Source organism: Vibrio sp. M60_M70, from assembly GCF_037162085.1.
Taxonomy (GTDB): Bacteria; Pseudomonadota; Gammaproteobacteria; order Enterobacterales; family Vibrionaceae; genus Vibrio; species Vibrio diabolicus.
In genome coordinates, this window is the sequence record NZ_JARLUL010000001.1 from 3,299,280 (window position 1) to 3,318,501 (window position 19,222).

A 19,222-nucleotide genomic window follows, 5' to 3' on the forward strand; every position below is an offset into this window, starting at 1 on the left:
AACTAAAACCGAATTGCTCAAAATAAAAAAACGCAGCCAAGGCTGCGTTTTTTTATTGGAATGGTTTCACGTGAAACAGCATTAAAATAATCGGGTCGGCTCACCCAGATAATAGCCTTGCAGATAGTCGACGCCCATATCCTGCGCGATTTTGCACACCTCTCGATTGTGGACAAACTCCGCCACCGTCTCCGCGTTAAACACCTGACATAAACGCACCAACTGAGAAGCTATTTTGCGCTGCTTTAAGTCTTTATCGATATCACGGATCAAGCTGCCATCGAGCTTTATGACTTCCGGCTCCAGCTTTAGGATTTCATCAATATTGGAATAACCTGAGCCAAAATCATCAACAATGATACGCGCTCCTAAGCTTCTGAAATGACTGCATACTTCGATCATTCGACCGTAGTCTTTGATTTGCTCAGATTCCAACACTTCCAAACCAATTCGCCTAGGGTCATTGAGCTGACAAATTTCATGCTCTAAAAGCATTAAAGTTTTATCACTAAGCAAATCTTGCGGCGACAAGTTAATAGAAAAGTCACCTTGCTTATCTCGCATGTAATGTAACGTAGAATGGATCATGTGCCGACTCAATCGAGTATAAAGATGCGTATCGGAAATAATAGGCAGGAAGCGCCCTGGCGCAATCACCGTTCCATCCTCCTCCAAAATGCGAACCAAACATTCTTGGCTTGCCAATTTATGGCTATCCGCATGCACTATCGGCTGGCTATAGGTGATGATGTTCTGTTTGAGAATGGCTTTACTGACGCAACTCAACCATCCAAGTTGCTCCTTACGCACATCCTCACTGACTTCGATGTCTTTCGCATTGCAGATATGGGTATTACTGCGCACACCGGAACGCCTCGCTTCAATGCCTTTAAGCAATAGCTCATCTGCAGAAGCTGATGGAAAATCTCGACGACTCACTAAGCCACCGCACAGCGAGATAGAAAGATAATCTATTTCGCGCAGACCAATTGGCTCAAAATTAGTTTGCTCTACCGCGTCGGCAAAACGAGTAAAGTGCTGTTTGATGGTTTCGCTGCTTTGGTCAGCTTTAAATATGAACGCCCACTCACCAACCCCAATACTATAAAGCTGCAAAGCCGTTGGCATGCCAAAACGCTTTCGCAGTCGATTCGTAAAATGCATTGAGAGGTCTTTAAGTAGCTGATCCCCTACTCTATAACCGTATTTTTCATTGATATGGCTGAAGTTAAGTAGCTTTAGAGTCAGCAAGTGCTCATCCAAATCGATGCTACTCAGCCGCTCTTGCAGCGCGACTCGGTTTTGTAATCCAGTGCGACTATCTCGCCGATAGCTTTCTTGTAACTTGCGCGTTTGGCGATCGAGTTGATACCCCATATGCGCGTTCATATGGTTGAGGTCGCCAATCGCATTTCGAATCAAGCTAAACAATGGTGAAATAGAGGAGCTAACGGGCGACTTAGGCAAGTTCAATGTTTGCACTTCGTCTCCCTCTCGCATCGCTAAATACGTCAGACTGTGATGAAGAATTTCTGGCTGTCCAATACCGCCATGCAGTTCCCCCATACAATAACTACCAAACGTCGTCGCGATATCTTTGAAGGCTTGGACTTCGTCGCTGCTGTCAATAAAGTCTAACCGTGACGCGCAGTTAAAAATCATCACGACTTCAGGTTGGTGCATGGCTAACTCAACCACACCATGTCGCACCTGTTCGAGCGTTAATGAGGGGTGGTTATAGCAAAATTGTACTTCGTCACCAAGACACCAAGGCCTGTCGAAACTCATACTGCCATCAGCGTGCAGCTCCGTTACCGTGCAAACTTCCTTGCGCCCCAAACTTTCTCGATACAAAGGAAAGCTGAGCAACTGACTCAGCGTCACATCATGGCCATCCGCCAAATAACGCTTGTATACGTCCAACGCTTTCTGTTCACCTAAGCAATACAAGCGCGTTCCTTTTGCATGGGTGACTTTATGTGGCATGCCAATCGGGTTCCATTCCGAATACGCATCCGTCCATAGCTTCAAGGTATCGCTGTGCAAAGCTACGGCGACCACGGCATTATCGTAAACTCGGTTTTGATATAGCACCCAACAGCCATCATCAATACTCTGCGCCAAACCTCCAGAGATCACGACTTCTTCACTAGCGAAGGTTTGAAACAAGGGATAGTCACGTCGTTCAATTTGCACAGCAAAGCTGAGGATCACTTGCGAATTGTGCTGCAACAGAAGCGAGCGTTTGAGCTCTCCACCATCAATATCGGGGGAGTAAGAGTAGGTTTGTACAGCAGAAGTAAGCGTGGTTTGTTCGAACTCAGCCACACTGATCAGGCAACCAGAGGTAAATATCTCCCCTTCCAGAATGACATTACGCGTACTATGCCCCACGACATGAGCATTCGGCAGCAACAATAAAACAGCGTCCGCAAGTGTGGTCGTAAAGTCGCGTGATTGAGTCGACAATATTTGCACCAAATATTGTTTACTTGAAGAGAACTGAGAAGTGACTAAAAAGTCATTTAACTGACTGACATCATAAACCAGTTTTGAAAAAGCTCGCATGCGCCTACCACTGCCGTAACACTATCTTCACCACGACGTGTGGCGTTACTCTTTTTACTTAATAGTGAATAATTTACGTGGCTTTACGCTGCTTTTCTAGACACAAAATGAGATTAGAATGGATTAATGCGAAAGCAATTAAAAAAGTGTGAGTAACGGCTGCAAACTATTGATTTCAATATCAGGTAAAGTACGTGTTTTTGAATGGTTAATGACATTTTTATTCATATCATTGAACCAACAAGCCGCAAAACCAGCCGACTTTGCACCATGCACATCCGTGGTTAGGTGATCACCGACATGCAGAATATTCTCTGCTGGAATATCCAAGAACCGTTTCGCCTTAGTAAACATATCGGTGGCGGGTTTCGCTAACCCATCTGGCCCCGCTTTGAGTACACATTGAAAATACGGCGTTAAGCCAATTTTATCTACATCGACGTTGCCGTTTGTGATCGCCACGAGCGGAACTCGCTCTCCCAATTGTGTCAAAACATCTAAGCTTGATTGGGGCACTTCAAACTGACTGCGCCAATCCAAAGCGAGCTGCACACCCTCTTCAGCTGCGGCTTGAGCTTGCGCTTCATCATAGCCAACTGAAAGAAAACCATGCTTTAGCTGCACTAAACGCCAAAGCGTCACATCGCTTCTGAGATCCGGTCTCTGCTGGAGCACATGTTTTTTTACCTGCATCCAATCAGCCTTATCCATGTGCGCCACGGCAGGATGCGTTTGCTGCAACCAAGCTAGCAACTCACGCTCCATGCGGATAATCACCGGGTAATTGTCATACAGCGTGTCATCAAGATCGAAGGTCATGGCCTTAATAGGCTCGATACGGCGATAAAATTTCATACTTCGGCTCACTCCCCGTTCTTTTTACGTGCGCGTGGGTGGGCTTGGTCGTAGGCTTGCGCTAAATGTTGGAAATCCAAGTGCGTGTAGATTTGGGTCGTCGAAATGTTCTCGTGTCCTAAAAGCTCTTGCACCGCACGTAAGTTATTGCTGGATTCGAGCATATGTGTCGCAAACGAGTGACGCAATTTATGCGGACTAATATGGCTCGCCACAGACTGTTTCTGTCCCCATTCTGCCATACGTTTTTGCACGCTACGGTGCGAAATACGCGTTCCGAGTTTAGACACAAACAAGGCGGGTTCACCTGGCGCAGCAAGATCGCCCCTGACTTTCAGCCACTTGGCAACCCATTCAGTTGCCATGCCAGAGAATGGTACTTTACGTTCTTTATCGCCTTTACCGATAACACGAAGCTCGCCACTGCGCAGTTGTACATCACGTACATCCACACTCACCAACTCAGCCAAACGCAAGCCTGCACCGTACATCAGCTCCATCATGGCGCGATCACGCACAGCCAACGGGTCGTCTTCGTTGACCTCAAGCAGTTGGCTCACTTCATCAACATCGAGGTTTTTCGGCAACGGGCGCTTTTTACGTGGCGCTGAAACCCCTTTGGCAGGGTTAGCTGACATCTCGCCACGCAGAATAAGGAAATCGAAAAAGCTACGCAGCGATGAGAGGCGCGTCGCCAAACTGCTGGCTTTCATGCCTTCCCGCATGCCCTTACCTGCTAATTGGCGTACCCAGCCTGCATCCACTTGAGACCAATCTTTAAGTCCCATTTCAGCCAAGTGCTGCGCCATGGTTTCTAGCTGCTGTTTGTAATTGCGTTGAGTATGTAGGCTGAGCCCCTTTTCGCTTCGTAAGAATTCATAGAAGCGCTCAAGAGGCTTTTGCAGACTATTTGGCAGAGGAGTGTTGGGAGTTGTCGTCATCGTAACTTTGCCATACCAATGTTTGAGCGAGATGTGCCACTACTAATGATAGGTGACGCAAAAACAAGGTATCCATATCTGGCTGAAAATGGCCGCCATCTTCACTAGAAAAAGCAAGCACGCCCAGTGTTTGCTGTTTCACGAGCGGCAGTACCACATAGGACCCCATTTCCGGCACATCCATATTGCCAAACAAAGCTTCACGATCCACTTTGCGAAGACGTCCTAGGTACGCGTCTTTGCCATTTAAGTGAGTGGTCGCAAAACGTTGATAACTTTCCTTACTCAATTGAATCGATGCGTCGCATTGACTAAACAATCGAACAAACGCACGTAAGCCCAGTGCTTTAGCTTTCTCTTCAATAGAATGAATGACTTGTTTAAAGTCACCACACTTTAGAATCTGCCCCTGCAAATCCATAAATTCATAAAAGGTGCGATCGTTGTTCGCCGCAAGCGACATCAGTGTGGTGATCTCTTCCTCTAACTCTTCAATGCGCTGACGTTGGCGATTCATTTGTATGTGCACCAAAGACACCGCACCCAAGTCTGAGTGTGGGAAAGATAGACGATCCACAAGCTCCGGACGCTGCACAAAAAAATCGGGATGATCTTTGAGGTACTCGGCCACCACTTCAGCCGTTAAGGCATCTGCTTCTACTTGAGACAAACCGTTTCCTTTTTCTTCTACTAGCAAGACAATTGACCATCAAATACATGCGTTGTAGGTCCGGTCATAAACAACGGCTTACCCGGACCTTGCCACGCAATTCGCAGTTCACCACCTGGTAGAGAAACCTTAACGTTTTCATCCAGCAGACCCTGAAGAATCCCTACCGCTACCGCCGCGCATGCGCCACTACCACAAGCTTGTGTTTCACCTGCGCCTCGCTCGTAAACTCGAAGACGAATATGGTCACGACTCACCACCTGCATAAAGCCAGCGTTGACGCGCTCTGGGAAACGCTCGTGCGACTCAAGCAGCGGGCCTAATGTATCGACATCAGCAGTATCCACGTCATCGACCACCGTCACCACATGCGGGTTACCCATGCTTACCGCGCCACAGAACAACGTTTTTTCACCAGCGCGCATGATGTAGGTTTTCTCTTTTTGCTTGGCTTTGAAAGGAATTTTGTTCGGCTCAAACTCTGGAACGCCCATGTTGACCGTCACTTCTCCATCATCTTCGATGTTGAGAATCATCTTTCCTTTTTTGGTGCTTACGCTGATGCTGTATTTATTGGTCAACCCTTTTAAGCGAACAAAACGCGCGAAGCAGCGCGCGCCATTCCCGCACTGCTCGACTTCACTACCATCGGCATTGAAAATCCGATAATGGAAATCAGTTTCCGGGTCGTAAGGGGCTTCTACCACGAGCAATTGGTCAAAACCAACGCCGGTATGACGATCCGCCAAACGGCGGATCAGGTCTTGCGAGAAAAACACGTTCTGGGTAATACAGTCGACGACCATGAAGTCGTTGCCCAAACCGTGCATTTTGGAAAAGTGGAAATGCATTTGTTGTGTGTTACTCCGGTAGAATCTGTTCCAGCTGCCACAAACTGGTCAGCTCCTCACGCTGGCGAACTAAGTGGCTTTGTTTACCATCCACCATTACTTCTGCCGCTCGGGTACGAGTATTGTAGTTCGAAGACATCACAAAACCATAGGCACCTGCTGAACGAACCGCGAGTAGATCACCTTCTTGCAAAACGAGTGCGCGATCTTTACCCAAGAAGTCGCCGGTTTCACAAATAGGGCCAACCAAATCGTAAGTCTGTGCTTCACCCGTGCGCGGCGAAACTGGCACGATATCTTGCCATGCTTGGTATAGTGCAGGACGCATCAAGTCGTTCATTGCCGCATCGATGATGGCAAAGTTCTTGTGCTCAGTATGTTTTAAAAACTCAACACGCGTTAGCAAGATACCTGCATTCGCAGCAATTGCTCGGCCCGGCTCAAAAATCAGCTCCAAGTCTTGGTGATTTTCAAGACGACCAAGTAACGCTTTGGCGTAATCTGAAGGCTGAGGTGGTAACTCATCACGATAGACCACACCCAAACCGCCGCCGACATCAAGGTGACGAATGTTAATGCCTTGCGCTTTTAAATCATCAATCAGGGCTAATAAACGGTCTGTCGCGTCGATAAATGGGTCGATATTGGTGAGCTGAGAACCAATGTGGCAGTCGATGCCTTGCACATTCAAGTTCGGCAGGCTTTGCGCGAATTTATAAACATCTGGCGCACGATCAAATGCAATGCCGAATTTATTGTCGCGAAGACCAGTCGAAATGTAAGGGTGTGTTTTCGCGTCGACATCTGGATTGATACGCAGAGAAATTGGCGCAATCACACCAAGCTCACCCGCAACCTTATTCAAACGTTCTAGCTCAGGCTCAGATTCAACGTTGAAACATTTGATACCTAGCTCAAGAGCACGCTTCATTTCTGCAGGTGTTTTCCCAACACCAGAGAAGACGACTTTCTTCGGATCACCGCCTGCGGCAATCACACGCTCAAGTTCACCACCTGATACGATATCAAAGCCCGAACCCAAACGCGCCAGTGCGTTCAATACGCCTAGGTTTGAGTTCGCTTTCACCGCGTAGCAAACTAGATGAGGATGTTGACCCACAGCACTATCAAACGCCTTCCAGTGGCGCTCTAGCGTGGCTCGAGAATATACGTAAAGAGGAGTGCCATATTGCTCTGCAAGAGCTTGAAGTGGGACGTCTTCGGCCCAAAGCTGGCCATCATCCTGATAGTTGAAGTAATCCAAAATTCGCTTCCCTTATTTTATTCGACTGCTGAACCCTAATTTCACCCTAAGGCGCGGTTATTTATTGTGATTGCTCATTCTGCTGAGTGTCATCTGGAATGTATAGTGAGCCAGACTGGCCACATCCCGCTAACGTCGCGGCAACCATCACAAACAACACAGTAACTAATTTTTTCATTTCGCATATCGTGATTATTGAATCAATGCCCCCTATAATCGCACCACACTCAGGAAAAGCAATAGGATAGACGGATGAACGATACTGAATTTCATCAACTGGTGGATGCGCAGATGCAAATCATCGAAGAATCCATCGATGATTCAGGCGCAGACATTGATTACGAAGTCACTGGCAACGTAATGACATTGGAATTTGAAGACCGCAGCCAAATCATCATTAACCGCCAAGAGCCGATGCATGAGATCTGGCTAGCGTCCAAATCTGGTGGTTTCCACTTCAAGCTTATTGAAGATAAATGGACCTGCTCAAAAACGGGCATGGAGCTATTTGAAATGGTGAAGCAAGAGTGTGAAAAGCACGCGGGCGAAGCCATTGATTGGGCATAATGCTGGTCAATCGTCACCAAAAAAAGAGCACCGAAGTGCTCTTTTTGTTTATTGATACGGGTTTAATTACGCGTTTACCGCTTTCGTCGGACGATGCGGCGAGCAACCATCATTACGATAAGGGATGATATAAGTATTGCCCTCTTCAGGATGGATAATCTGGTAGTACTGCGGCAGGTTAAAATTGATAAATTTCGACGCAACACGACTGTCGTCTTTTACTGATGTGTAAAAGCTGTTCACGGACGAAATCATCTCGTCTTTAGAGCCACTAAACTGGTGATACACTTCAACTTGGTTTGACTCATCCAACACATAAATATTGAAGCCATCTTCATTATCTTCAAAGAAGAACTGCACCAGACCTTCACTAGCAAAACCATCCACCGCTTCTGGCATTTGATACTCTTGCTCACGATCGAGCATTAATAGCGGCGAGCCTTTAAGTTTGTTAGTAGAAATGCTGCGATAGAAATCAATGGAGTTTTCTAACTTCTGCACCGACACACCACGACGTTCAAAGAACAGCCCGTAAGTTTGGTTACCAAGGCGCATCGCTTTAAAGCGGCGACGTTTTTCTTGCTCTACTGGCTTCAAGCGTAAGTCGATACATTCCGCTAAAAGCTGGTAGACCATATTACGCATAACACCACGCATGTTCTTCGCATAACAGAACACATCCACCGATTCTGGTGGCAACGCGTCTTGGTGCATTTTGCCCAGAATAGTTTTCAGTGCGTCCAGCATCGCCGTTTCCCCTTTGAAATGCAGCGTACGCACTTCATGCCAGGAGTTACGGTAAACCAAGTCGACACTGCCGACTAAGTTTTTATGTTCCGGACCAAAACTGAAGATATCGGTATTTTTCACATCCACTTTCAGTGAACGGCCCGAAAGCTCTGACGTAGGATCATTTTCAAAGTTGATGAACATCGCTAGCTGGCTGATCTCACATGGGCTCGCTAATGCCTGCATCGTCGGACGGCGCTTACGCAGCGCAAAGGTATTTCGTAAGTCGCTCACCATTTGGTAGAACTTATCGATATCCAGTTGCGCTTCACGCACCACCGCGTGCAAACGAGTCGACTCGGTGATTAAACCATTAAAGAATGCCCAAGAGACTAACTTGCTCAAGTATTCATGATGTTCTAAGTATGGCTGCCCCAAAATGCGGTGCGCGATCAGAGGTTGTTTATAGAGATACCAACCAGACTTGTTCACACCACCATCTTTTACTTCGATGAAGCTTAAATCCGGTTCATGCAAATCAGGGGAAATCTGCGGGTTGAGCAACGTCACTTTGCCCGGCAATACTTCAAAAGCGGCGTAAAGCTTACGAGCCAAAATACTGATGTCTTGCGGGCTGATAGCGGAGGTAATGTCGTTGCGACGCGCAAATTGAATCAAATTACGGTAGCTCTGCATCAACGCATCCAGCAACGCATGATGCACCACTTTTACCTGTTCAACTTTCCAGTTGCGGCGATCATCGAGCTCAGCAACAACGCTGGCATCCCAATCCCATTTTGCAATCATGTCGCTCAGCGCTTCACGGCGCCAAGCCACTGAACCAACATCCGGTTCACGCGACAACTTTTCATGGGTTTTGAGATAGAAGCAACGGCGCACCAAATCCAAACGAGTGTCGTCTTGGATTCGCTCTAAATAGCGAGTCACTTTTTCCAGCATTAAGTAGTACGCATCCATACCGTAGAGATCTGGCTCATGGGCAAAGAAACGACGTTTGGTGTCGATGCTTAGCAGCTGCGTATGAGGGTATTCCCACGAATAAGCTTCAAGCAGAATGGCTTTTAATACCGATTTGTAGGGAGAATCGATACTTTTGTATAGCTGCCACAAGTTCGAGCCGAAGTACTCTTCAGCAGGAATGCGGTTCAATTTACCAAAGTCGATCCATTCACTACAGTCAATGTAACCTTCACTGCACAATTGAGAAACGTACTCGTCGTAACACTCTTCCATTTCTGGCGGCACTATTTGCCATAATAAACGCTGTCCAGCAATACGCACCGCGCTACGATAGAATTCATCAAGCAAAAGTAAGTGCTGAGATGAGCCACAGTTATCACCCGTCATCTCTTCAGAATGGTTGCTTCTAAAGCGTTCTTCATCCATTAAGAAGAAGTTCGCCTCCACCCCTTGGCTTTGTGCCCAGTCGGTGATCAGCAAGCATTTATTGGTCAGCAATTCTCGCTCGTCACAATCCATATCTGGCGAAATACACACCCAAATATCTAAATCACTAGAAGTACTTTGACCAATTGATGAGGTACTGCCCATGGTGTATAAGCCCAAGATAGCCGGCTTCTCTGCTGTCTTAAGTGGCTGACCAATCGCAAGTTGAATGTCATCAATAAATTGCTGCTGAATGCTATTTAGCGCCAGCCCATGTACACCAAACGGGACATCTGCATCGTAATAGCCAGGAATCACAGGATGGTTGTAGTTCAACAAGGCAGGAATCAAGTGGAAGACTTGCTGGCTTTGCGAATCCATAAGCGCCAGCGCGCGATCAACTCGCTGCTGATTCAAATTATCTAGTCGCTGAATGATTTTTTGGGTGTAAGCCTGCAAGGGGAATTCCTTGGTTGAACAATCACGAAAATCTGCTGACGTTTTAAACCAAAATGGCCTAAAAACGTGATCAATTTAACACTTTTATTGGTGCGGGTAAAGTTTCACGCCCACGCACCACTCAGGATGCAAAACCATACTTTAGTCACAAAATTAATCGCGCGGTAGTGTCGCTCTTATTACCTATTACTAATAATAGTCCTTAGTCTAATTGAGAATCCAGTCACACTATTTTCATAACGTCATGTAATTCCATTCATAGCTCTCAGAGATAACGAACTAACAGTAAGCATTTCTTGATGAGAATGGTAGGATAAACCCAAATCCAAACAGCATTGAGAAGATCATGACACAATCCACACCTATTCGCATTGCAACTCGAAAAAGCCCTCTTGCTTTATGGCAAGCTTACTTTGTCAAAGACGCCCTTCAAGCCGCTCACCCTGGTTTGGAAGTCGAGTTAGTAACCATGGTGACCAAAGGTGACGTGATTTTAGATACACCGCTAGCAAAAGTTGGCGGCAAAGGCTTATTCGTAAAAGAGCTTGAAGTCGCAATGCTAGAAGGCCGTGCAGACCTTGCCGTTCACTCAATGAAGGACGTGCCCGTCGATTTCCCGGAAGGTCTTGGCCTCGTGACCATTTGTGAACGTGAAGACCCTCGTGATGCTTTCGTTTCCAATACCTATAGCAACATTGATGAACTCCCTCAAGGTGCAGTGGTTGGTACTTGCAGTTTGCGCCGTCAATGCCAACTGAAAGAATATCGTCCAGATATCATCATTAAAGAGCTTCGCGGTAATGTGGGCACTCGTCTTGGTAAACTAGATGCGGGTGAATACGATGCGATCATTCTTGCTGCAGCAGGCCTTAAACGATTGAAGCTTGAAGAGCGCATTCGTAGCTTTATCGAGCCAGAGCAATCATTACCTGCGGTTGGCCAAGGTGCTGTCGGTATTGAGTGCCGCCTTGACGATGAAAGGCTGCTTAAGCTACTTGAGCCACTTAACCACCAAGACACTGTAGACCGCGTTTTGTGTGAGCGCGCAATGAACCTGACGCTAGAAGGCGGCTGTCAGGTACCTATCGGCAGCTACGCCCTGCTAGATGGCGATAACATTTGGCTACGCGCATTAGTTGGCGAACCAGATGGCAGCGAAATTGTTCGTGGTGAAATCCATGGCCATCGTAAAGACGGCGAAACGTTAGGAGTGCAGTTAGCCAATGAACTACTGGATAACGGCGCTCGTGAAATCCTAACTAAGCTGTACGCAGATCACGAATAATCATGGCAGTGTTGGTCACTCGGCCGGGAGAGCAAGGCAGCGCGCTTTGCTCTCTGCTCGAAAGGCACGGCATTTCCGCATATCACCATCCTCTGATCGACATTGTCGCCGATCTCACGGACACGCACCTCTCTAAACACCTGCATCAAGCTCAAATTGTTATCGCTGTTAGTCGACATGCCGTGCAATGTGCACAGCAAATCATAGCCAGCAACGAGACATCATGGCCGAAACAAGCCATTTACCTTGCCGTTGGTCAAAAAACAGCACACTATTTAAGCAAATGTACCCAACAGAAAGTACACTATCCCCAAGTCAGTGATAGTGAACATTTATTGCGACTGCCAGAGCTCAATAATGTGGCCCAACAACAGGTTCTTATCCTTCGTGGGAACGGTGGAAGAGAGCTGATCAAAGATGCATTGGTGAGACGTGGCGCAAAAGTTCACTATAGTGAGACTTACAAGAGAGAATTCATCCCATTCGATCCAGTAAGCTGTGTCTCACTATGGAAAACCCTACAAATTGACCAGATCATCGTCACCAGTGGTGAGCAACTGGATTATTTGTGCAGCCAATTGACGTCAGAGCAATTGACTTGGCTTAATCAACAAGAGTTGTATATCCCCAGTCAGCGTATCGCTGACATCGCACTTCAAAGGGGGTTCACTCGGGTGAGATGCACGGGAAGCGCATCCAACCAAGAATTACTGGCGGCTCTCCAGCCCTAGCTACACAGGATATAGGCATGACAAGTAAAAATAACGACCAAAAAAATAACGATAAAAACCTTTCCGAAGAAACCTCATCGGCACCGATAGCCGAAAAAAGCACATCGCAGCAGGATGCGGCCCCTAAAAAAGAACAGCCAAAAGTGGCCGAGCCCCCAAAAACAGCCGAGCCAGCCAAAGTCGAATTTGAAGAAAAACAAGGCAAGCGCGGAGTTAAACTAGGCACAGTCGCTATCATCTTATCGATTATTTTTGGCGGTGGCCTCGCATACAAGCTACATCAGCAGCAAGCCGATTACCAAGCGCAGATCGCCCAACTAAAAAGTCAGCTAGAAAGCACTCAAGCTTCCATGAAGCAAGAGCTCAGCCGGGTACAAGAAGAAACCATCGAGAAAGCAACGACCGTGACACACAAAGCGGAAGTGTTACTGGGACAGCAACAGAAGAGCATTGAAAGCTTACAGCTTGCCGTTGCCGATGTGAAAGGTCGCCGACCAAACGACTGGCTACTTGCTGAAGCCGATTACCTCGTCAAATTAGCAGGTCGTAAACTGTTCTTAGAGCATGACGTAGAAAGCGCAACTCAACTAATGGAAAGTGCTGATCAACGCATTGCAGCACTGAATGACCCTAGCCTCGTCAAACTACGTAAAGCAATGGCGAACGATATCACCAAACTTCGTACTATCCAGCTGATTGACCGTGATGGATTGGTACTACGCTTAACTGCTCTGCAACAGCAAGTAGACAAGCTACCTCTCGCCAATGCACTACTCCCAGAAGCAGAAGTCGTAGAGAACACTGAAGTGTCGGAAGATATTGCAAACTGGCAAGATAACTTAATGACCTCTCTGAAAGACTTTTCAGAAAACTTCATTACCTTCCGCACGCGCGATGGTAACGTCATTCCACTGCTTTCTCCTGAGCAACACTTTTACCTAAAAGAAAACATCAAAGCCAAATTGGAGACCGCAATAAAAGCGGTGTACCAAGAGCAAGGTGAAATTTACACCACGTCTCTAAAAACGGCCGACAAATGGGCATTAGCTTTCTTCAACCAAGACGATAATTCCGTTAAAGAGTTCAACAAAACTGTTAACCAGTTAAGCCAGCAAAACATTCAAGTGGAATACCCAACGAAACTGCAAAGTCAGTCTCAACTATCAGATGTCATCCGTGAGCGCCTACGTCGCGAAGTCACAACGATGACAGGTATGGAGGATAAGTAATGTTTCGTCTTATTTTCCTATTTGTTGTACTAGGTGCAGGACTATTTGTTGGCACTCAATTTTCTGGTCAGCAAGGCTATGTACTCATTTCCATCGCTGAGAAAACGATCGAGATGAGCGTAACGACATTGGTCGTATTCGTTATCGCAGCACTCGCAGGTCTTTTTCTACTTGAGTACCTAATTAAAAAGCTAGTTTACGCAAGTTCTACAACATGGAACTACTTCAGTGTGCGCAAAATGCGCCATTCCCGTCGATACACCAATGAAGGCATTATTAAACTCCTTGAAGGAGACTGGAAAGGTGCCGAGAAAAAAGTGACTCGTTGGGCGAATCATCACGATATGCCGCTACTTTGTTACTTAGTCGCGTCTGAAGCTGCACAAGGTCAAGGTGATAAAGCAAAACGTGATCACTACCTAGAGCTAGCAAGCCAGCAAGAGAATGCTCATCTTGCAGTAGAGCTAACTCGTGCTAAACAGTTTATTCGCGATAACGAGTTCGAGGCTGCTTTCGATACTTTGCAATCGTTAAAAGGTCAGTATGCGAGTAATTCGATTGTATTGAACTTGCTGAAAACAACGTACATGCAGCTAAAATTGTGGCAACCTCTTATTGACCTCTTGCCACAACTCACCAAAGCAAGACTCATCACGGAAGAAGAACACGCAGAGCTGATTCAAAAGGCGCAATGCGGCTTACTCCATGAAGTGGCACAGCAGCAAGGTAGCGAAGGGCTTATCTCTCATTGGAATAGCCTTGCACGCAAAGTAAAACAAGACACACACCTAGTCGCCTGTTTTGCTCGTGAGTTGATAGCCCGGAAAGCAGATGCTGAAGCCTTTACTGTGCTAAAAGAAGCATTGAAAAAACAACCGGCTCCTGAGCTTTATCAACTACTGCCAGATCTAAACCTGCCAGATATCCACCCTGTCGTGGTTTTCTTAGAGGGAGTAGTGAAGAAAGAGCCAGATAACGCCGCAGCGCATAGCGCATTAGCGCACTTCTATTTCCGTCAAGAGAAGTGGCAAGAAGCCCAAGACCACTTTGAGATCGCCTTAAAGCTTCGCTCTGACGTCTCTGATTATGCATTCCTAGCAGATACACTAGAGAAGCAGAATCTAACTAAAGCCGCTCACGAAGTCTCTCGTAAAGCTCTCACGCTCGTCCAGAACGACTAAGTAGCAGTCATCTAACCAAGCCGGCAGTTTACTGTCGGCTTTTTTATTGCCTGTCACTCATCAACACTCCACAAACCTGCAATATCCACTAGAGCTAATGCCCTGCAATCGCCTGAACTTCATTGGGAAGCCCTAGCAAAGCTTCCTTAATTCGTTCCAAGCAGCACTCCATTAAGCCCAATAAAATCCTCTAAAAAATAGCTTGCACACTTTCTTCAAGGCGAACAACCAAATATAAGTTTCTAGGAAGGAGCTCTACTAACAAAATACAGGTAACTTGAAATAGTGCAGGAAGCAAAAATAGGTACATAAGCTCCGATACTCTCCATTCTCTTCAATGAAGGACTGTCTCCTATACAATACTTAGACCGTGTTTATTGTACCAACTAGAGCAAGATAGCGAATAGCTATTAGGTAACACGAAGAGCGCTAACGCACGTAATATAGAGTAAAGGCAAGTCTCTTGTTAACAGAAACACTTCACCCTTAGAGGTAGGAATGCCAATACTCAGACTTGATGGCTCTCGTTAGAAGATAAAGTTATGAACTTCTGTCGCTGCACAACCTGTGGATAGCGAGAACGCGCTTAAAGCAAGGCTTCTCAAGTGACATAGTGCAGGGATACCTAGTCCGGGGATACGATCAGCTAAGGGATTGATTCCAGTCCCTAACGAATCTCCAAGCGTCAGAAACGAAGAAAGCCTCGCTATTTCTAGCGAGGCTTCTGAATAGTGGCGGAGAGATAGGGATTTGAACCCTAGATACGCTATTAACGTATGCCGGTTTTCAAGACCGGTGCTTTCAACCACTCAGCCATCTCTCCACAAATTGTCATCAACAGATTAGTACACCGATGATGTTGTTACTTGTCTATGCAAATAACGATATTTAAAGCCTGGCGATGTCCTACTCTCACATGGGGAAGCCCCACACTACCATCGGCGCTATTTCGTTTCACTTCTGAGTTCGGCATGGAAGTCAGGTGGGTCCAAAACGCTATGGTCGCCAAGCAAATTCTTTAATTCGGAAAGCTGTTTCTTAATTCTCGTTCTTACACATTCAATGTTCTTTCATTGAGTCCATCAAAACCCCTTGGGTGTTGTATGGTTAAGCCTCACGGGCAATTAGTACAGGTTAGCTCAACGCCTCACAACGCTTACACACCCTGCCTATCAACGTCGTAGTCTACGACAACCCTTTAGGATACTTAAAGTATCAGGGAGAACTCATCTCAAGGCTCGCTTCCCGCTTAGATGCTTTCAGCGGTTATCGATCCCGAACTTAGCTACCGGGCAATGCGTCTGGCGACACAACCCGAACACCAGAGGTTCGTCCACTCCGGTCCTCTCGTACTAGGAGCAGCCCCTTTCAATTCTCCAACGCCCACGGCAGATAGGGACCGAACTGTCTCACGACGTTCTAAACCCAGCTCGCGTACCACTTTAAATGGCGAACAGCCATACCCTTGGGACCGACTTCAGCCCCAGGATGTGATGAGCCGACATCGAGGTGCCAAACACCGCCGTCGATATGAACTCTTGGGCGGTATCAGCCTGTTATCCCCGGAGTACCTTTTATCCGTTGAGCGATGGCCCTTCCATTCAGAACCACCGGATCACTATGACCTGCTTTCGCACCTGCTCGAATTGTCATTCTCGCAGTCAAGCGGGCTTATGCCATTGCACTAACCTCACGATGTCCAACCGTGATTAGCCCACCTTCGTGCTCCTCCGTTACGCTTTGGGAGGAGACCGCCCCAGTCAAACTACCCACCAGGCACTGTCCGCAACCCCGATAAGGGGTCGACGTTAGAACATCAACACTACAAGGGTGGTATTTCAAGGACGGCTCCACGCAATCTAGCGACTGCGCTTCAAAGCCTCCCACCTATCCTACACATGTAGGGTCAATGTTCAGTGCCAAGCTGTAGTAAAGGTTCACGGGGTCTTTCCGTCTAGCCGCGGGTACACTGCATCTTCACAGCGATTTCAATTTCACTGAGTCTCGGGTGGAGACAGCGTGGCCATCATTACGCCATTCGTGCAGGTCGGAACTTACCCGACAAGGAATTTCGCTACCTTAGGACCGTTATAGTTACGGCCGCCGTTTACCGGGGCTTCGATCAAGAGCTTCGACCGAAGTCTAACCCCATCAATTAACCTTCCGGCACCGGGCAGGCGTCACACCGTATACGTCATCTTACGATTTTGCACAGTGCTGTGTTTTTAATAAACAGTTGCAGCCACCTGGTATCTGCGACTCTCAATAGCTCCATCCGCGAGGGACTTCACCGTCGAGAGCGTACCTTCTCCCGAAGTTACGGTACCATTTTGCCTAGTTCCTTCACCCGAGTTCTCTCAAGCGCCTTGGTATTCTCTACCCGACCACCTGTGTCGGTTTGGGGTACGATTCCTTACAATCTGAAGCTTAGAGGCTTTTCCTGGAAGCATGGCATCAATGACTTCACATCCGTAGATGCTCGACGTCGTGTCTCAGCCTTAAAGAGAGCCGGATTTACCTAACTCTCAAGCCTACGCACTTGAACCTGGACAACCGTCGCCAGGCCCACCTAGCCTTCTCCGTCCCCCCATCGCAATTGTAAGAAGTACGGGAATATTAACCCGTTTCCCATCGACTACGCCTTTCGGCCTCGCCTTAGGGGTCGACTTACCCTGCCCCGATTAACGTTGGACAGGAACCCTTGGTCTTCCGGCGAGGAGGTTTTTCACCCCCTTTATCGTTACTCATGTCAGCATTCGCACTTCTGATACGTCCAGCATGCGTTACCACACACCTTCAACCGCTTACAGAACGCTCCCCTACCCAATACTCAAAGAGTATTGCCGCAGCTTCGGTTTACTACTTAGCCCCGTTACATCTTCCGCGCAGGCCGACTCGACCAGTGAGCTATTACGCTTTCTTTAAATGATGGCTGCTTCTAAGCCAACATCCTGGCTGTCTGAGCCTTCCCACATCGTTTCCCACTTAGTAGTAATTTGGGACCTTAGCTGGCGGTCTGGGTTGTTTCCCTCTCCACGACGGACGTTAGCACCCGCCGTGTGTCTCCCGGATAGTACTTACTGGTATTCGGAGTTTGCAAAGGGTTGGTAAGTCGGGATGACCCCCTAGCCTTAACAGTGCTCTACCCCCAGTAGTATTCGTCCGAGGCGCTACCTAAATAGCTTTCGGGGAGAACCAGCTATCTCCAGGTTTGATTGGCCTTTCACCCCTAGCCACAAGTCATCCGCTAATTTTTCAACATTAGTCGGTTCGGTCCTCCAGTTGATGTTACTCAACCTTCAACCTGCCCATGGCTAGATCACCTGGTTTCGGGTCTATATCCAGAGACTGAACGCCCAGTTAAGACTCGGTTTCCCTACGGCTCCCCTAGATGGTTAACCTTGCCACTGAATATAAGTCGCTGACCCATTATACAAAAGGTACGCAGTCACAGGACAAGCCTGCTCCTACTGCTTGTACGTACACGGTTTCAGGTTCTATTTCACTCCCCTCACAGGGGTTCTTTTCGCCTTTCCCTCACGGTACTGGTTCACTATCGGTCAGTCAGTAGTATTTAGCCTTGGAGGATGGTCCCCCCATATTCAGACAGGATATCACGTGTCCCGCCCTACTCGATTTCACTGAATATGCGTCGTCAGTTACGGGGCTATCACCCTGTATCGCCAAGCTTTCCAGCTTGTTCACCTAACGCCTATAAAGCTTAAGGGCTAGTCCAATTTCGCTCGCCGCTACTTTCGGAATCTCGGTTGATTTCTTTTCCTCGGGGTACTTAGATGTTTCAGTTCCCCCGGTTCGCCTCGTTATGCTATGTATTCACATAACGATACTTACTTATGTAAGTGGGTTTCCCCATTCGGAAATCCCAGACTCAAATGGTTTTTACTACCTAATCTGGGCTTATCGCAAGTTAATACGTCCTTCATCGCCTCTGACTGCCAAGGCATCCACCGTGTACGCTTAGTCACTTAACCATACAACCCGAAGGAGTTTCGAATTGATGTTAAACAACCAAAGTTGTCTCTCATTATTTGAATGAGCGAGAGACATATCGATTTTGCCGGACTCAAATTCCAAGAACACTTGAATGTGTTTTTAGTTGTATTCAAATACATGAATACTTTGAGAACTTTACAAACAACAATAAATTGTTGTTTTGTCAGCTTTCCAAATTGTTAAAGAGCTAGATTTTCTGATGAAAACCATTTTTAAAGATTCTTTTTCAAGAACACTTAAAGATGGTGGAGCTATGCGGGATCGAACCGCAGACCTCCTGCGTGCAAGGCAGGCGCTCTCCCAGCTGAGCTATAGCCCCATCAAGGTGTGTCGATACTGTATGCCAATTTCTTGGGAAGGAAATTGGTGGGTCTGAGTGGACTCGAACCACCGACCTCTCGCTTATCAGGCGAACGCTCTAACCACCTGAGCTACAGACCCAGTATCGTCTCTTTACTTTATAAACCGTAT

The 19,222-nt window shown here is 47.2% G+C and carries 13 protein-coding genes, 3 tRNA genes and 2 rRNA genes; 5 read left to right on the top strand and 13 right to left on the bottom strand.

Features of this window, described 5'->3' with window-relative positions; translation table 11 throughout:
- Positions 1 to 81 precede the first annotated feature (81 nt).
- The 7 genes from P4S59_RS15440 to lptM form a co-directional block, all read right to left on the bottom strand.
- Complete coding sequence (locus P4S59_RS15440) at positions 82 to 2,568, bottom strand: EAL domain-containing protein (RefSeq protein ID WP_337168611.1); 2,487 nt, start codon at positions 2,566 to 2,568, stop codon at positions 82 to 84.
- Between the two features lie 138 nt (positions 2,569 to 2,706).
- Positions 2,707 to 3,423, bottom strand: a complete 717-nt coding sequence (gene yigB, locus P4S59_RS15445; protein WP_104969949.1) for a 5-amino-6-(5-phospho-D-ribitylamino)uracil phosphatase YigB — start codon at positions 3,421 to 3,423, stop codon at positions 2,707 to 2,709.
- A gap of 8 nt (positions 3,424 to 3,431) precedes the next feature.
- On the bottom strand, positions 3,432 to 4,364 hold the full coding sequence (xerC, locus tag P4S59_RS15450) for a tyrosine recombinase XerC (RefSeq protein WP_012841287.1): 933 nt from the start codon (positions 4,362 to 4,364) through the stop codon (positions 3,432 to 3,434).
- Positions 4,330 to 5,061, bottom strand: a complete 732-nt coding sequence (locus tag P4S59_RS15455) for a DUF484 family protein (protein ID WP_006743009.1) — start codon at positions 5,059 to 5,061, stop codon at positions 4,330 to 4,332. Before P4S59_RS15455 ends, xerC begins: the two co-directional genes overlap by 35 nt.
- On the bottom strand, positions 5,055 to 5,885 hold the full coding sequence (gene dapF, locus P4S59_RS15460) for a diaminopimelate epimerase (protein WP_006743008.1): 831 nt from the start codon (positions 5,883 to 5,885) through the stop codon (positions 5,055 to 5,057). Before dapF ends, P4S59_RS15455 begins: the two co-directional genes overlap by 7 nt.
- Positions 5,886 to 5,895: 10 nt before the next feature.
- Positions 5,896 to 7,149 carry a diaminopimelate decarboxylase gene (gene lysA / locus P4S59_RS15465; protein ID WP_006743007.1) on the bottom strand — a complete coding sequence of 418 codons (1,254 nt, stop codon included), beginning with the start codon at positions 7,147 to 7,149 and terminating at the stop codon, positions 5,896 to 5,898.
- Positions 7,150 to 7,210: 61 nt separating this feature from the next.
- Positions 7,211 to 7,327: an LPS translocon maturation chaperone LptM gene (lptM, locus tag P4S59_RS24425; protein WP_005378746.1), complete on the bottom strand. Its 117-nt coding sequence runs from the start codon at positions 7,325 to 7,327 to the stop codon at positions 7,211 to 7,213.
- A 74-nt stretch (positions 7,328 to 7,401) separates the two neighbouring features.
- Here lptM and cyaY point away from each other — a divergent pair, with 74 nt between their 5' ends.
- On the top strand, positions 7,402 to 7,716 hold the full coding sequence (gene cyaY, locus P4S59_RS15475; RefSeq protein ID WP_012841286.1) for an iron donor protein CyaY: 315 nt from the start codon (positions 7,402 to 7,404) through the stop codon (positions 7,714 to 7,716).
- Between the two features lie 66 nt (positions 7,717 to 7,782).
- Here the strand turns inward: cyaY and P4S59_RS15480 are convergent, their stop codons facing one another.
- A complete protein-coding gene (locus tag P4S59_RS15480) occupies positions 7,783 to 10,311 on the bottom strand; it encodes a class I adenylate cyclase (protein WP_337168612.1) in 2,529 nt (842 codons plus the stop codon).
- Positions 10,312 to 10,657: 346 nt separating this feature from the next.
- Between P4S59_RS15480 and hemC the strand changes: the two genes are divergently transcribed.
- From hemC to P4S59_RS15500, 4 genes are read left to right on the top strand one after another with little or no spacing between them, the layout of a single operon-like run.
- Positions 10,658 to 11,596: a hydroxymethylbilane synthase gene (gene hemC, locus P4S59_RS15485; RefSeq protein WP_258692728.1), complete on the top strand. Its 939-nt coding sequence runs from the start codon at positions 10,658 to 10,660 to the stop codon at positions 11,594 to 11,596.
- Positions 11,597 to 11,598: 2 nt separating this feature from the next.
- Entirely contained in the window at positions 11,599 to 12,327 is a 729-nt protein-coding gene (locus tag P4S59_RS15490; RefSeq protein ID WP_053807593.1) for a uroporphyrinogen-III synthase, read from the top strand.
- A gap of 17 nt (positions 12,328 to 12,344) precedes the next feature.
- The gene (locus P4S59_RS15495; RefSeq protein ID WP_337168613.1) at positions 12,345 to 13,556 is read left to right on the top strand and encodes a uroporphyrinogen-III C-methyltransferase; all 1,212 of its coding nucleotides are present in this window, start codon (positions 12,345 to 12,347) and stop codon (positions 13,554 to 13,556) included.
- Entirely contained in the window at positions 13,556 to 14,737 is a 1,182-nt protein-coding gene (locus P4S59_RS15500; protein ID WP_226422153.1) for a heme biosynthesis protein HemY, read from the top strand. The genes P4S59_RS15495 and P4S59_RS15500 overlap by 1 nt, the downstream gene beginning before the upstream one ends.
- Before the next feature lie 732 nt (positions 14,738 to 15,469).
- Here the strand turns inward: P4S59_RS15500 and P4S59_RS15505 are convergent.
- From P4S59_RS15505 to P4S59_RS15525, 5 genes are all read right to left on the bottom strand, one after another.
- Positions 15,470 to 15,560, bottom strand: a tRNA-Ser gene (locus P4S59_RS15505).
- A gap of 70 nt (positions 15,561 to 15,630) precedes the next feature.
- A 5S ribosomal RNA gene (gene rrf, locus P4S59_RS15510) occupies positions 15,631 to 15,747 on the bottom strand.
- A 93-nt stretch (positions 15,748 to 15,840) separates the two neighbouring features.
- A 23S ribosomal RNA gene (locus P4S59_RS15515) occupies positions 15,841 to 18,729 on the bottom strand.
- 265 nt (positions 18,730 to 18,994) lie between these two features.
- Positions 18,995 to 19,070 (bottom strand) — tRNA-Ala (locus P4S59_RS15520).
- Positions 19,071 to 19,115: 45 nt separating this feature from the next.
- A tRNA-Ile gene (locus tag P4S59_RS15525) sits at positions 19,116 to 19,192 on the bottom strand.
- Positions 19,193 to 19,222 lie beyond the last annotated feature (30 nt).

Bases quoted from the DNA above. Each gene is read 5' to 3' on its own strand.
- dapF (WP_006743008.1), bottom strand. From the start codon at position 5,885: ATGCATTTCCACTTTTCCAAAATGCACGGTTTGGGCAACGACTTCATG.
- P4S59_RS15440 (WP_337168611.1), bottom strand. From the start codon at position 2,568: ATGCGAGCTTTTTCAAAACTGGTTTATGATGTCAGTCAGTTAAATGAC.
- P4S59_RS15490 (WP_053807593.1), top strand. From the start codon at position 11,599: ATGGCAGTGTTGGTCACTCGGCCGGGAGAGCAAGGCAGCGCGCTTTGC.
- yigB (WP_104969949.1), bottom strand. From the start codon at position 3,423: ATGAAATTTTATCGCCGTATCGAGCCTATTAAGGCCATGACCTTCGAT.
- hemC (WP_258692728.1), top strand. From the start codon at position 10,658: ATGACACAATCCACACCTATTCGCATTGCAACTCGAAAAAGCCCTCTT.
- xerC (WP_012841287.1), bottom strand. From the start codon at position 4,364: ATGACGACAACTCCCAACACTCCTCTGCCAAATAGTCTGCAAAAGCCT.
- lptM (WP_005378746.1), bottom strand. From the start codon at position 7,327: ATGAAAAAATTAGTTACTGTGTTGTTTGTGATGGTTGCCGCGACGTTA.
- cyaY (WP_012841286.1), top strand. From the start codon at position 7,402: ATGAACGATACTGAATTTCATCAACTGGTGGATGCGCAGATGCAAATC.
- P4S59_RS15495 (WP_337168613.1), top strand. From the start codon at position 12,345: ATGACAAGTAAAAATAACGACCAAAAAAATAACGATAAAAACCTTTCC.
- P4S59_RS15500 (WP_226422153.1), top strand. From the start codon at position 13,556: ATGTTTCGTCTTATTTTCCTATTTGTTGTACTAGGTGCAGGACTATTT.